Origin of the sequence: Bacillus sp. FSL K6-6038 (genome assembly GCF_038050455.1) — a bacterium.
Classification (GTDB): domain Bacteria; phylum Bacillota; class Bacilli; order Bacillales; family Bacillaceae_G; genus Bacillus_A; species Bacillus_A pseudomycoides.
This window is the reverse complement of record NZ_JBBOUH010000001.1, coordinates 4,389,208-4,401,646: the sequence shown is the minus strand read 5'-3', so window position 1 is coordinate 4,401,646 and position 12,439 is coordinate 4,389,208. Positions and strand designations below refer to the sequence as shown.

Here is a 12,439-nt window from a genome sequence, read left to right as displayed (position 1 = left end):
TTCTTTAGACGACGCACATGAAGAATGTATGGATGATATACAGTTAGTTATTCGGGGGAACATTGAAAAATAGAATATAGTCTGATATAAATTGTTTTTACACCCACAGTCACATCAGGTGAAGAGGGAGAGAAGAAAATAGGTTACCGAAAAGTGTTAAATAAGAAAGTGTTTGAAGTTGTTGTAAAATCATAAAAGAGGTATCGCTATGTAGCGGTGCCTCTTTTTATAATTCAATTTATGATTATCCTAATTCCATTCACTTATATGTGTGATGGATGTTGTATGGATTGCCAATCCGGTATATTAAAAATATATTACTGTTTAACAAATTCGCTCTGTTCTTTTCTTTTATTTACAGAAATACGAGCAAGGGACGCTGGTTGTTGTTTTTGTAATTCACGCTCTACCATTCGATCTAATCGCTGAATTGCTTTCAATGCTTTTCCATAAGAGATTGTTCGATAGTGATGTGCTCCACCTGGTTCTTCATCGGCTTCGTCCGCCCACTTAATAATATTTTGTAACGGTGTTCTTTCAAGCGTTTGTGCTAGTAAAAAGGAATCTGTGTGCAAGAGAATCGCAACAGAAATTTCCTTTGCTTGTTTTGGATGTTCTCCTAATCGAATTAGTAATTTATGAGCTCGTTCCGCTCCTTTAATCGCATGTATATCATTCTTTTTATACAATTCATAGTCCCATTCTCCGTTACGATACCATGTATGATGTCCTATATCATGAAGAAAACCAGCCTTTGTTGCAGCATCGACTGAGGCGTGATGCTTTTTTGCTAAGTGAAACGCATGGTAAGCGACGGCGATCGCGTGGACCATTCCGGACCGGTTTATATATTTTTGTGCGATGTGATGTTGGAAAATTTGTTCAAGCGTGATACGGCGCATAAAACATTCACTCCTTTTATTCGTTGATGTGTATGATGGAAACAAAAAGATAGACATAAATATATTTTGGATATTTTACTCCATCATGCCTGTGTTAGTAAAGTAGAAATGTTTAGGAGAAGAGGAATTTGAGAAAGGAACAGTTTCTAAGAATAGAAGAATTGAGAGGGGGGATTCATCATGAAAATAAAAATCACCCTAGCTCAAGCTAAGGTGACTTCCTATTCCTTATTTTTTTAACCCTTGCTCAAGTGTCTCTAACATCTCATGCTTTCCATTTTCGTCGGCATTTTGCCAAATCACTTCAAATAAAACACCAAGACCTGGAAGCATTTTTTCTTCACCACTTTGAATTGCTTCTACAATTGTTTCTTGTAATTCGCCTTGTGTATTTCCTGCAACGTTTGCTAATACAGCGCCGCGTAAATTAAAGTTCATCACTTTCACCTCTTCTTCTGAATTGAAACTGACGTTAGTTTTTGTTCTTTTTTATGTAAATATGTATAAAAAATAGGCTATAATGAGAAGACAAGAAGAGAGGGAATGCATAGAATGAAAAACATTGATTCAGTACAAAATCCGCGCGTAAAGCAGTGGAAAAAGCTGCAGACGAAAAAAGAGCGCGATAAAAAAGGTTTATTCTTTGTAGAAGGATTTCATTTAGTAGAGGAAGCTTTAAAAGCAGGAGTTATAACAGAACTTATCGTCTCAGATCAGACAGATCTTCCGAAAGATTGGACGGTTACTGATGTTGAAATGTATATTGTGCCGGAAGTAATTGTAAAGGTACTTCGTGAAACAGAAACGACGCAAGGTGTATTTGCTGTTTGTGAGAAGCATGAGAAAGAAATCGCTCTTACAGATGGGAAATTTCTATTATTAGATGGCCTACAAGACCCAGGTAATTTAGGAACAATTATTCGTACAGCAGATGCAGCTGGTATTCATGCCGTTGTGCTTGGAGAAGGATGCGTGGATGCTTATAATAGTAAAGTGCTCCGCTCTACACAAGGTTCAATCTTCCATTTACCGATTGTGAAAGGAAACTTAGAAGAATGGGTAGATAAGTTAAAAGAAAAGAACGTTCCTGTATACGGAACATCTCTTGAAAACGGAATTCCATATGGTGAAGTAACGCCGACAGGAAGTTTTGCATTAATTGTAGGAAACGAAGGAAATGGTGTACGCCTAGAAATTCTTACAAAATGTAATCAAAACTTGTATATTCCGATTTATGGCGGGGCAGAATCATTAAATGTTGCGGTTGCTGCTGGAATTTTAACGTATTATTTACAAAGCCCAGTTGCGAATCGATAAAAAACTTCTTATAATAAATTGAAGTACATGTTCATGATGAACATATAATAAAAGTGAAATAATGAAAAGACGTTGATAGAGAAGAGTAGCTTGCAAAATCGCCATATAGGGAGAGAGTGCCGTAGACTGAAAGCATTCTTATGGTAGACGGAAGTGAATTCACCTCTGGAGTTGACGCCAGGACCATTGATATGTAAAGGCGTTCCGGTCTAACAAGCCGTTATAACTAATTGAGTGGGCAGACTTGTTCTGTCAATTTAGGGTGGTACCGCGAATTTACCTCGTCCCTTTTTGGGAGCGAGGTTTTTTTATTTTTAAAATTAGGAGGGTTCCAAATGGAAGCACGTTTAAAAGAGCTAAAGCAAAAAGCGTTAGAGCTGATTGAAGAAGCGAAAGAGCTAAAGGGCTTAAACGATGTACGCGTAGCGTATTTAGGAAAAAAAGGTCCGATTACAGAAGTATTACGCGGCATGGGGAAATTATCTCCAGAAGAGCGTCCACGTATGGGAGCATTAGTAAATGAAGTACGTGAAGCAATTCAAACGCGTTTAGAAGACAAAATTAACAATATCGAAAAAGCAGTAATTGAAGCGAAATTAGCATCTGAAACAATTGATGTTACATTACCAGGCCGTCCTGTAGAAACAGGTTGTCATCATCCGTTAACAGCGGTTGTTGAACAAATTGAAGATGTATTTATCGGTATGGGGTATGAAGTAGCTGAAGGAACAGAAGTAGAGAAAGACTACTACAATTTCGAAGCATTAAACTTACCAAAAGATCACCCAGCGCGTGATATGCAAGATACATTTTACATTACAGAAGAAACATTGCTACGCACACATACATCTTCTGTGCAAGCAAGAACAATGGAAAATAATAAAGAAAAAGGTCCAATTAAAATTATTTGTCCTGGTAAAGTGTATCGCCGTGATGATGACGATGCGACGCATTCACATCAGTTCATGCAAATTGAAGGTCTTGTAATTGACAAGAATATTCGTATGAGTGATTTAAAAGGTACATTGCAAGTATTCGTGAAAAAGATGTTCGGTGAAGACCGTGAAATTCGTCTTCGTCCAAGTTTCTTCCCATTCACAGAACCATCTGTTGAGATGGATATTTCTTGTATGATGTGTCACGGAAAAGGTTGCGGCACTTGTAAAGGAACAGGATGGATTGAAATTTTAGGTGCAGGTATGGTTCATCCAAACGTACTTGAAATGGCTGGCTATGATTCAAAAGAATATCAAGGTTTCGCATTCGGTATGGGTGCAGAGCGTATCGCAATGTTAAAATACGGCGTTGATGACATTCGCCATTTCTATACAAATGATGTACGTTTCTTACAACAATTCAAACGAGCGTAAGGGAAGGAGAGGATAAATATGTTCGTATCATATCGTTGGTTACAAGAATATGTAGATATTAAAGATGTAACGGCACAAGAACTAGCAGATAAAATCACGAAAAGTGGTATCGAAGTAGAAGGCGTTGAAGTATTAAATAAAGGTGTAAAAGGTGTTGTGGTTGGTCACGTATTAGAATGTGAAAAACACCCAGAAGCTGATAAATTAAGCAAATGTCTAATCGACATCGGTGAAGAAGAACCAGTACAAATCATTTGCGGTGCTCCTAACATTGCAAAAGGTTTAAAAGTACCAGTTGCGAAAGTTGGCGCGGTTCTTCCTGGTAACTTCAAAATTAAAAAAGCAAAACTACGTGGCGAAGCTTCTCACGGTATGGTTTGTGCCCTACAAGAGCTTGGTATTGATGGTAAGTTAGTTGCGAAAGATTATGCAGATGGTATCTTCATCTTCCCAAGTGACGCTGAAGTTGGTGCAGATGCACTTGAAATCTTAAACTTACATGATGAAGTACTCGAGCTTGGTTTAACACCAAATCGTGCTGATTGCTTAAACATGTTAGGTGTTGCATATGAAGTAGCTGCTATTTATGGCCGCGAAGTGAAACTACCAGCCGCTGACTTACAAGAGGTAGAAGAAAAAACTTCTGACTATATTTCTGTGAGTGTAGAAGCAACAGAGCAAAATCCATTATATATCGCAAAAATGGTGAAAAACGTAAAGGTAGGTCCATCACCAATGTGGATGCAAACGCGCCTTATGGCAGCGGGTATTCGTCCAATTAGCAACGTAGTTGATATTACAAACTACATTTTAATTGAATATGGTCAACCATTACATGCATTTGACTATGATAAATTAGGTTCAAAAGAAATCATTGTTCGTCTTGCAAAAGAAGGCGAAAAGATTCAAACATTAGACGATCAAGAGCGTACACTACAAGAGCATCACCTTGTTATTACAAACGGTACAAAAGCATTGGCTGTTGCTGGTGTAATGGGTGGGGCTGAATCTGAAGTTGACAACGATACAGTAAACGTTCTGATCGAGTCTGCATACTTTGCAGGGCAAACAGTGCGCCGCACATCAAAAGATTTAGGTCTTCGCAGTGAATCAAGTGCACGTTTTGAAAAAGGAATTGATCCAACACGTACATTTGAAGCAATTCAACATGCAGCAGCTTTAATGGCGAAATATGCTGGTGGTGAAGCACTTGAAGGTGTAGTAGAAGTTGATAACTTACAAGTACAAGAGCGTACAGTATCTGTTACAGCTGAAAAAGTAAACCGTGTATTAGGTACAGACATCTCTGCAAGTGAAATGGGTACAATCTTTACAAACTTGAAATTCCCATTTACAGAAGTAGAAGGAACATTCCATGTAAACGTACCAGTACGTCGTCCTGATATTACAATTGCAGAAGACTTAGTAGAAGAAGTAGGTCGTCTGTACGGCTACGATCATATTCCAGTTACACTACCAACTGGTACAATGACACGTGGTAAATTAACAGTAGCGCAAGCAAAACGTCGTAAAGTACGTCGTTACTTAGAAGGTGCTGGCTTATATGAAGCGATTACGTATTCATTAACAAGCGCTGATAAAGCAAAACAATATATGGTTGAGCCGAACGAAAAAGCTCCTGTTAATCTTGCACTTCCAATGAGTGAAGAGCGCAGCCAACTTCGTTTAAGCTTAGTACCACAATTGTTAGAAGCAGTTTCATATAACAACGCTCGTAAAAACGACAGTGTTGCATTATATGAAGTAGGTTCTATCTTCCTACCAACAGCAGAAGGCGAGCTTCCGAAAGAAGAACAACATCTTGCTGGTGTTATGACAGGTCTTGCACTTCATCATGCATGGCAAGGTGAGAAGAAAGTTGTTGATTTCTTCGTTGCAAAAGGTGTATTAGAAGGATTGTTCGACGTACTTGGCGTTTCAAACAATATCACATACCTACCAACAAAACGTGAAGGTATGCACCCAGGCCGTACAGCTGATATCTTACTAGACGAAGAAGTGATAGGTTTCATCGGTCAGTTACACCCAGAAGCACAAAAACAATTAGATGTGAAAGATACGTTCGTATTCGAATTGTCTCTAGTAAAAGTATTTGCTGCTGATACAGAAGAAACTTACTACTCAGCAATTCCACGTTTCCCATCTATGACACGTGATATGGCAGTTGTAGTAAATACGGAAGTAAAAGCTGGCGAAATGAAGCAAGTAATTGCAGAAGCAGGTGGAGAACTTCTAAAAGAAGTAACACTATTCGACTTATACGAAGGTGAAAAAATGGAAGAAGGCAAGAAATCACTTGCATTCTCTATGAACTACTTCGACCCAGAGCGTACATTAACAGATGAAGAAGTGACAGAAGCGCATAGCCGTGTATTAGCGGTGGTAGAAGAGAAATTTGGTGCGGAGTTACGTAAATAATAAAAAAGCAGCCATTTGGCTGCTTTTTTATTATTTTTTTCACTTGCGCAACTTGTTCAAATTCCGCTGATGGAATCTTCATTTCATCACACGCAAGGTGAAGGGGTGATTACTTCTCCGAAGAAAGGAACCCCGTTTACTGTACCTGAAGCTATAAGGGTTATATCTCCAGGTCCAAAAGCAGTGACGGTAGTGTGGAAGAATCCATCTGCTTCTGTAAAAACTGTAGTTGGAGAGACAGTTGCTGCACCTTGTATTGTGAAAGAAACTGGTATTCCTGCAAATCCAATGCCATTCACTAACAAACGACCTGGTGCAACAACGGGAACGTTACAATCTGCACTTGTAAATCCTAGTCCAATAGCTACTTCAGTACCAGTTACTCCTAGTCTTCTAATGCAGACTTTGACGATCTCTTTTTCTTGGAATTTAAAAGCAACTCGCAAGTCGTTTATAAATCCAAAATTTTGTTCTTGGGCAGAAACTTGTCCAAGAATTGCTACACCCGTGACTTCGAAAAGGTCTCCTTCATTGGCATCTTCGCGGTCAATAACACATTGAAAAGGGATATCGTCGAAAACTTGAAAACCCGGTACTAGAGTGCCATTTTCTAAAACAGCAGTGTAAGTTAAAGTTTTATGAACTACCCCACAGATTACAACTTTTTCTGGGATTACGCTTTCAATATCCGCTTCAACCGTTTGTGTGAAGGTAACGGTATTTGCAAGTGCTGGGGGGACAAGCTGTGTGGTGCGCTCAACAACAACTTGGCAACAAGTTGTTGGATTAATGAGGGGACAAACCATTGAGTATTCCTCCTTAGTTCTATAGTTATATTCGCTTCGTATATCTTGGAACTTTAAATGAGATACTATGTTCTCTGTTATAGATTATGAGGCATATCCGGAGCTTGTATAGGGGGATATCTTGGACAAGGTTTCTATTTTTGATCAAATAAATAGGTTATTTCATATTAAAAAGGCCTGTAACTGTAAATCTAGTAGCAAAAATAATCTAATTTCATATTTGTGGTGAAAGAATATTGAGTTGCTCAGTAATCATTTTATGGAAATTTTTATAATATCTTTTTCTATAAAATTGAAAGCAAGGGCTTGCCTATACAATCGAGAATCATTTGATTTTCCAAAGTTCGTTTCATGGGCGAAAACTTCGCTGAGTATTTTTTGCTCGATGATGCGAAATTGATGGTCTTCTTTAATATCCGTTGATTCTATAAGACACTGAAAGGGAACATCGTCTTGGATGATATGGTTTGGAATCTCTTTGTTATGGATTACTGCTGTATAGGTAATGGTTTTCCGGATAAACCCAAGGATGACAACTACTTCTGAACACACCTTTTCAATCGTAGTAAATATCTTTTTCTTAACTTTAGTGGTTCCTTTTTTGGCAGGGGGAACTAACTGAATTTTATGTTCTACAATTTGTCTGCAGCACATGGTTTTTAGCTCAGGAGATTTTGATGATTTTATGGGAAGTTGAATTTTGGGGGATTTTGATACATTTATTGTTTTTCGGACCTTAGGAAGTTTTGGTAGATCGATATAAGGAAAAAAAGGTGTACTTGTGGAAGGGAATCCTTTTTGATGGTACAGATTCATTTGCGTTTCCTCACTTTTCATTAATATATAGTGTAGAATATGTTTTCTAAATTGTAGATGTTTGTTTTTAAAAATGAATTACAAAAAACGAACTATTGTCATAGGTGGATTAGCAGCGTTAGAAGAGAAATTTAGTACGGAGTTGCGTAAATAATTTGAGAGGATTGTCATTCGTGATAAGAGTGATAATTCTCTTTTTTTATAAAAAGAAAAAATGAATGCAACCAAATATTGTTTTTCTGTATCTAATAGGATGTAAAGAACAGGAAAACAAGCGTATATTGAAATGAGTTAGCAAGGGGGTTCTTAAATGGGAAAGCTAGAAGCCTTGGTGAAAAAGGCGAAAAAAGGGGATGGAGAAGCTTTTGTTTCTCTTGTACAGCGGTATGAAGATGTATTATACAAAGTCGCAAGTAGATTGTTACAGAAAGATGAGGATGTAGCAGATGCGATGCAAGAAGCAATCACAGTGGCTTATGAGAAAATACATACACTCAAAAATGAAGAGTACTTTAACACATGGATTTGTAAAATATTAATCAATACATGCAACGGTATATTAAACAAAAGACAAAAAATTACGTTAGTAGATCAGCTCATTGAGCAAAAACAAAACAAAAATGAATTTTTGAAGATAGAACTAGAAGACGCGTTAAATAGCTTAAATAAGGATTATAAAATGGCGATTGTTTTATATTATATTGTTGGACTTAGTATAAAAGAAATGAGCGTGTTTTTAAAAGAACCAGAAGGAACGATTAAATCAAGACTTTCCAGAGCTAAATCGATATTACGTAATCATTATTACAGTGGTGAAGGAGTGAGTGTAAATGAAAAATAACTTTGAAAAAGAATTTCAGCAGTTGCTACATGAGGAAAAAGAAATGCCTAGTATTGTTAGAAAGTCTTTAGATCATTCCTATGATGTGATACGTATGAAAGCAAAGAAAAAGAAAAGAAATGTGATGTGGAGAAAATTGGCGGTGGCGGCTTGTTGTTTTGTGATAGCTGGTAGTGTTTTTACAAATAAGCATGTGCAAGCTAATATAAACAAATTATTTCATTTTAATGATAAAGGAATTGAGCGAGCAGTGGATGAAGAGTTTCCACAAAAAAGCAATAGTATAGCTACTGACAAAGGGATTACGGTGGCACTTGACCGTTATTTTGCTGACGCGAATAAACTAGGATTTAGTTTTCAATTGGTATTTGAGGATACAAGTATACTAAAGAAACAAGTGAGTGAAGTGTCTTTTGATTATCGATTAAAAAATGGAGATGGCAAATATATTATGGAGTCTATTCCAGATACAAAGCCATTGAAAGGCAAAAAAGTGTATATGTCTAAAGCGGAAGATAAAAATCCATCAATAGATGGAAAGACCGGGAAAGTGCAATATGATGTAGTATTTGAATCGAACCAAGGTTCTATTCCTAAATTGAAAGATGCTGTGTTAGAAATAGAGAGCGTTAAGGTTTTTTATGAGAATGATGAACGGAAAGAAATTGATGGCATATGGAATTTACCGATTAGCGACAAAACGAAAGAAGAAGCAACGTCAACGGTTGAGTATAGATTAGCAGAAACAAGATCTAATATCCAAATTGTATCCGCAAAGGCAAATCCAACATCTCTGAATCTAACATTTTCAGTGGATGAAGTAGTAGAAGATGAAAATACTTTTATGGATATGAAGATGGTAGACGAAACAGGAAAAGAATATAAATCAAAAGGATATAGTCAGGATGTTGAGAATGGTAAAACGACTGTCTATGTTAATTTTCCGATTACTTCTTATGACAAAGCGAATACATTGAAGCTCCAAATGAAGAAGTTTGGAGAAATAGAGCTAGTTAGGAAATCAAAGGACAACTTGCATCTTTCCCTCGAATGTAGTACATTAATTTTAGTTTAACAAAATGAAAGACGATGATAAGGAAAAGTAGTATATACTATAATCCATAGCGAGTCAGGGACGGTGAGAGCCTGATGAGGCGGTATATATGAAGAACACCTTGGAGTTGCTAACCGAAATTGAAGCTTATATTCAAGAGTAGACTTAGACGGGAAGCCGGCCTGTTACAAACCGGGAAGTATGTACATACATACGAGTTAAAGTTGGTCTTTATGACAAATTGGGTGGTACCGCGAAGTTTAACCTTTCGTCCCTTTATGGATGAAAGGTTTTTTTGTATTCAAATATATCAGCAAAGGAGAATTTCACTATGGAAAACACATTAGTAAAAAGTCTGTATAGAGATACAGATAAATACGCAGATCAAACAGTACAAGTATCAGGTTGGATTCGTAACTTACGTGATTCAAAAGCATTTGGTTTCATCGAATTAAACGATGGTAGCTTCTTCAAAAGCGTTCAAATCGTTTTCGATACAGAATTAGATAACTTCAAAGAAATTGCAAAACTTCCACTTAGCTCTTCAGTTAAAGTAGAAGGTAAGCTAGTTGCAACACCAGGGGCAAAACAACCATTTGAAATTAAAGCAGAAAAAATCGATATCGAGGGCTTATCAGATTCTGATTACCCACTTCAAAAGAAACGTCATACGTTTGAATACTTACGTACAATCGCTCATTTACGCCCAAGAACAAACGCGTTCTCTGCAACATTCCGCGTACGTTCTATCGCAGCATTTGCAATCCACCAATTCTTCCAAGAGCGTGGATTCGTACATGTTCACACACCAATTATTACTGGTAGTGATACAGAAGGTGCGGGCGAAATGTTCCGCGTAACAACGCAAGATATGAACAACTTGCCAAAAGGTGAAGACGGAAAAGTTGATGAATCAAAAGACTTCTTCGGCAAAGAAACAAACTTAACAGTAAGTGGACAGCTTAATGCGGAAGCTTATGCATTAGCGTTCCGTGATGTATACACATTCGGACCTACATTCCGCGCAGAAAACTCAAACACAACTCGTCACGCAGCTGAGTTCTGGATGGTGGAGCCTGAGATTGCATTCGCTGAACTTGAAGATGTAATGGATCTTACAGAAGATATGCTGAAATATGCAATGAAACATGTATTAGAGCATGCACCAGAAGAAATGGAATTCTTCAACAGCTTTGTCGATAAAACAGTTCTAGAGCGCATGAACAACGTAATTAACTCTGACTTCGGCCGTATCACATATACAGAAGCCATTAAAGTGCTTCAAGAGTCAGGTGCAGACTTCAAATATCCAGTAGAATGGGGTATTGATTTACAAACAGAGCACGAAAGATACTTATCAGAAGAAATCTTCAAACGCCCTGTATTCGTAACTGACTATCCGAAAGACATTAAAGCATTCTACATGCGTATGAATGATGACGGTAAAACAGTAGCTGCTACTGACCTTCTAGTTCCTGGCATCGGCGAATTAATCGGCGGTAGCCAACGTGAAGAAAGAATGGACGTTTTAGTAGATAGAATTAAAGAATTAGGCATGAATGAAGAAGACTATTGGTGGTACTTAGAACTTAGGAAATATGGCGGTACAAAACACGCTGGATTCGGTCTAGGTTTCGAACGTTTCCTAATGTACATCACTGGTATGGCGAACATCCGTGACGTAATTCCATTCCCAAGAACTCCAGGTTCTTCGGAGTTTTAAGATAAAAAAGCGAGAGCAATTGCTCTCGCTTTTTTATTTAGAAGAGGATGTAACCAGAGCTCAAATCTATAAAGTATTTTGAGATAGGATAAAAAATATTGTTCATAGTTCCCTTTTCATTTCATATATAGTAAAACGAATGAAACAATTATGAAAATCGTGAGAGGGGTTTTGTGGTGATGGGGGGAATTACCAGTCGTTTAGAGTGGACGGTGCGTGACAAGTATGTAGTAATCACTGGTGCGACAAGTGGTATTGGGCTAGCGGCAGCTAAGGTACTTGCGGAGCGTGGTGCCAAGCTAGGAATCATTGCACGTAATGAAGCAAAAGCAAATGATATTGTGACTCAAATTAAGGGTTTAGCGGATGGGAATACAGTGGTAGATGTATTTCTAGCTGATATGGCTTCCCAGCGGTCTATACGCCAAGTAGCTACTGATATTTTAGAAAAGTGCCCTAGAATAGATATATTAGTTAATAATGCGGGTGCTTTATTTCAAACACGGCAACTTACGGAGGACGGTTTGGAGATGACCTGGGCGGTTAACCATTTAGGTCCATTTCTACTTACTAATTTGCTGCTTGATCGTTTAAAGGAAAGTGCCCCTGCTCGCGTCATTACTACCGCATCTCATGGTCATAAAATGGCTAAAAAGGGAATTGATTTCAGTGATTTAGATGCAGAACAACTTTATCGTGGTGTTAAGAAATTAATGGGTGGTCCTACGATGCGTTATGGGCAAACAAAACTGGCTAACATTTTATTCACTTCTGAGTTGGCACGGCGGCTAGAGGGGACAGGTGTCACAGCTTACTGCTTCGACCCGGGACTGGTGGCCACGAATTTCAATCAGGATAATGGTTTTGTAGCTCGCTTAACTATGGTAGCAATGAAACCTTTCTCTCGTACTCCTGAAGAGGGCGCTGAAACTTTAGTGTGGCTGGCAGAAGCAATCGAGGTTACCAAACATAGTGGCGGTTACTATGCCGATAGGCAAGTGAAAACACCATCTGAGGTTGCATTGGATATGGATGCCGCAAAGCGTCTATGGGATATTAGTGAAGAACAGACACGTTCCTCAGGAAAGTACACTTAGCGTTAATAGAAATGAAAGTGGAAGAGCGATTTTCTATTGCTTGAGTAAGCAGTGTATATTCTGATTGTTAGGCT

General features: G+C 38.0%; 11 protein-coding genes, 1 pseudogene and 2 other annotated features. Of the genes and pseudogenes, 8 read left to right on the top strand and 4 right to left on the bottom strand.

Going from position 1 to position 12,439, the window contains the following annotated elements; translation table 11 throughout:
* Positions 1 to 90 precede the first annotated feature (90 nt).
* Positions 91 to 195: pseudogene (locus NSQ40_RS29540) on the top strand (sigma-70 family RNA polymerase sigma factor); the annotation flags it as partial.
* 122 nt (positions 196 to 317) lie between these two features.
* Here the strand turns inward: NSQ40_RS29540 and NSQ40_RS23135 are convergent.
* Positions 318 to 902 (bottom strand): HD domain-containing protein, encoded by a 585-nt coding sequence (locus NSQ40_RS23135; protein ID WP_003200938.1) that lies wholly within the window; start codon positions 900 to 902, stop codon positions 318 to 320.
* 228 nt (positions 903 to 1,130) lie between these two features.
* Entirely contained in the window at positions 1,131 to 1,340 is a 210-nt protein-coding gene (sspI, locus tag NSQ40_RS23130) for a small acid-soluble spore protein SspI (RefSeq protein WP_017153966.1), read from the bottom strand.
* Positions 1,341 to 1,454: 114 nt separating this feature from the next.
* Here sspI and NSQ40_RS23125 point away from each other — a divergent pair, with 114 nt between their 5' ends.
* The 3 genes from NSQ40_RS23125 (at position 1,455) to pheT (ending at position 6,028) form a co-directional block, all read left to right on the top strand.
* Positions 1,455 to 2,219 carry a TrmH family RNA methyltransferase gene (locus NSQ40_RS23125; protein WP_341286153.1) on the top strand — a complete coding sequence of 255 codons (765 nt, stop codon included), beginning with the start codon at positions 1,455 to 1,457 and terminating at the stop codon, positions 2,217 to 2,219.
* Positions 2,220 to 2,282: 63 nt separating this feature from the next.
* Positions 2,283 to 2,511 (top strand) — a binding site (T-box leader).
* Positions 2,512 to 2,554: 43 nt separating this feature from the next.
* A complete protein-coding gene (gene pheS / locus NSQ40_RS23120) occupies positions 2,555 to 3,589 on the top strand; it encodes a phenylalanine--tRNA ligase subunit alpha (RefSeq protein ID WP_003200942.1) in 1,035 nt (344 codons plus the stop codon).
* 18 nt (positions 3,590 to 3,607) lie between these two features.
* Positions 3,608 to 6,028 (top strand): phenylalanine--tRNA ligase subunit beta, encoded by a 2,421-nt coding sequence (gene pheT / locus NSQ40_RS23115; RefSeq protein ID WP_097786647.1) that lies wholly within the window; start codon positions 3,608 to 3,610, stop codon positions 6,026 to 6,028.
* An 86-nt stretch (positions 6,029 to 6,114) separates the two neighbouring features.
* Here the strand turns inward: pheT and NSQ40_RS23110 are convergent, their stop codons facing one another.
* Together NSQ40_RS23110 and NSQ40_RS23105 are read right to left on the bottom strand one after the other, a co-directional pair.
* The gene (locus tag NSQ40_RS23110; protein ID WP_341286152.1) at positions 6,115 to 6,834 is read right to left on the bottom strand and encodes a hypothetical protein; all 720 of its coding nucleotides are present in this window, start codon (positions 6,832 to 6,834) and stop codon (positions 6,115 to 6,117) included.
* A 252-nt stretch (positions 6,835 to 7,086) separates the two neighbouring features.
* Positions 7,087 to 7,650 carry a hypothetical protein gene (locus NSQ40_RS23105; protein ID WP_033796450.1) on the bottom strand — a complete coding sequence of 188 codons (564 nt, stop codon included), beginning with the start codon at positions 7,648 to 7,650 and terminating at the stop codon, positions 7,087 to 7,089.
* 310 nt (positions 7,651 to 7,960) lie between these two features.
* On the opposite strand from NSQ40_RS23105, the gene NSQ40_RS23100 reads away from it, so the two are divergent.
* The 4 genes from NSQ40_RS23100 (at position 7,961) to NSQ40_RS23085 (ending at position 12,365) form a co-directional block, all read left to right on the top strand.
* Positions 7,961 to 8,491 (top strand): sigma-70 family RNA polymerase sigma factor, encoded by a 531-nt coding sequence (locus tag NSQ40_RS23100; RefSeq protein ID WP_003200881.1) that lies wholly within the window; start codon positions 7,961 to 7,963, stop codon positions 8,489 to 8,491.
* On the top strand, positions 8,481 to 9,566 hold the full coding sequence (locus tag NSQ40_RS23095; RefSeq protein ID WP_224795950.1) for a DUF4179 domain-containing protein: 1,086 nt from the start codon (positions 8,481 to 8,483) through the stop codon (positions 9,564 to 9,566). Before NSQ40_RS23100 ends, NSQ40_RS23095 begins: the two co-directional genes overlap by 11 nt.
* 5 nt (positions 9,567 to 9,571) lie before the next feature.
* Positions 9,572 to 9,824 (top strand) — a binding site (T-box leader).
* A gap of 52 nt (positions 9,825 to 9,876) precedes the next feature.
* Positions 9,877 to 11,268 (top strand): asparagine--tRNA ligase, encoded by a 1,392-nt coding sequence (gene asnS / locus NSQ40_RS23090; protein ID WP_003200885.1) that lies wholly within the window; start codon positions 9,877 to 9,879, stop codon positions 11,266 to 11,268.
* 179 nt (positions 11,269 to 11,447) lie between these two features.
* Complete coding sequence (locus NSQ40_RS23085) at positions 11,448 to 12,365, top strand: SDR family oxidoreductase (protein WP_341286151.1); 918 nt, start codon at positions 11,448 to 11,450, stop codon at positions 12,363 to 12,365.
* Positions 12,366 to 12,439 lie beyond the last annotated feature (74 nt).

Coding starts and splice junctions, on each gene's coding strand:
- NSQ40_RS23135 (WP_003200938.1), bottom strand. CDS start 902: ATGCGCCGTATCACGCTTGAACAAATTTTCCAACATCACATCGCACAA.
- sspI (WP_017153966.1), bottom strand. CDS start 1,340: ATGAACTTTAATTTACGCGGCGCTGTATTAGCAAACGTTGCAGGAAAT.
- NSQ40_RS23125 (WP_341286153.1), top strand. CDS start 1,455: ATGAAAAACATTGATTCAGTACAAAATCCGCGCGTAAAGCAGTGGAAA.
- pheT (WP_097786647.1), top strand. CDS start 3,608: ATGTTCGTATCATATCGTTGGTTACAAGAATATGTAGATATTAAAGAT.
- asnS (WP_003200885.1), top strand. CDS start 9,877: ATGGAAAACACATTAGTAAAAAGTCTGTATAGAGATACAGATAAATAC.
- NSQ40_RS23110 (WP_341286152.1), bottom strand. CDS start 6,834: ATGGTTTGTCCCCTCATTAATCCAACAACTTGTTGCCAAGTTGTTGTT.
- NSQ40_RS23100 (WP_003200881.1), top strand. CDS start 7,961: ATGGGAAAGCTAGAAGCCTTGGTGAAAAAGGCGAAAAAAGGGGATGGA.
- NSQ40_RS23105 (WP_033796450.1), bottom strand. CDS start 7,650: ATGAATCTGTACCATCAAAAAGGATTCCCTTCCACAAGTACACCTTTT.
- NSQ40_RS23085 (WP_341286151.1), top strand. CDS start 11,448: ATGGGGGGAATTACCAGTCGTTTAGAGTGGACGGTGCGTGACAAGTAT.
- pheS (WP_003200942.1), top strand. CDS start 2,555: ATGGAAGCACGTTTAAAAGAGCTAAAGCAAAAAGCGTTAGAGCTGATT.
- NSQ40_RS23095 (WP_224795950.1), top strand. CDS start 8,481: ATGAAAAATAACTTTGAAAAAGAATTTCAGCAGTTGCTACATGAGGAA.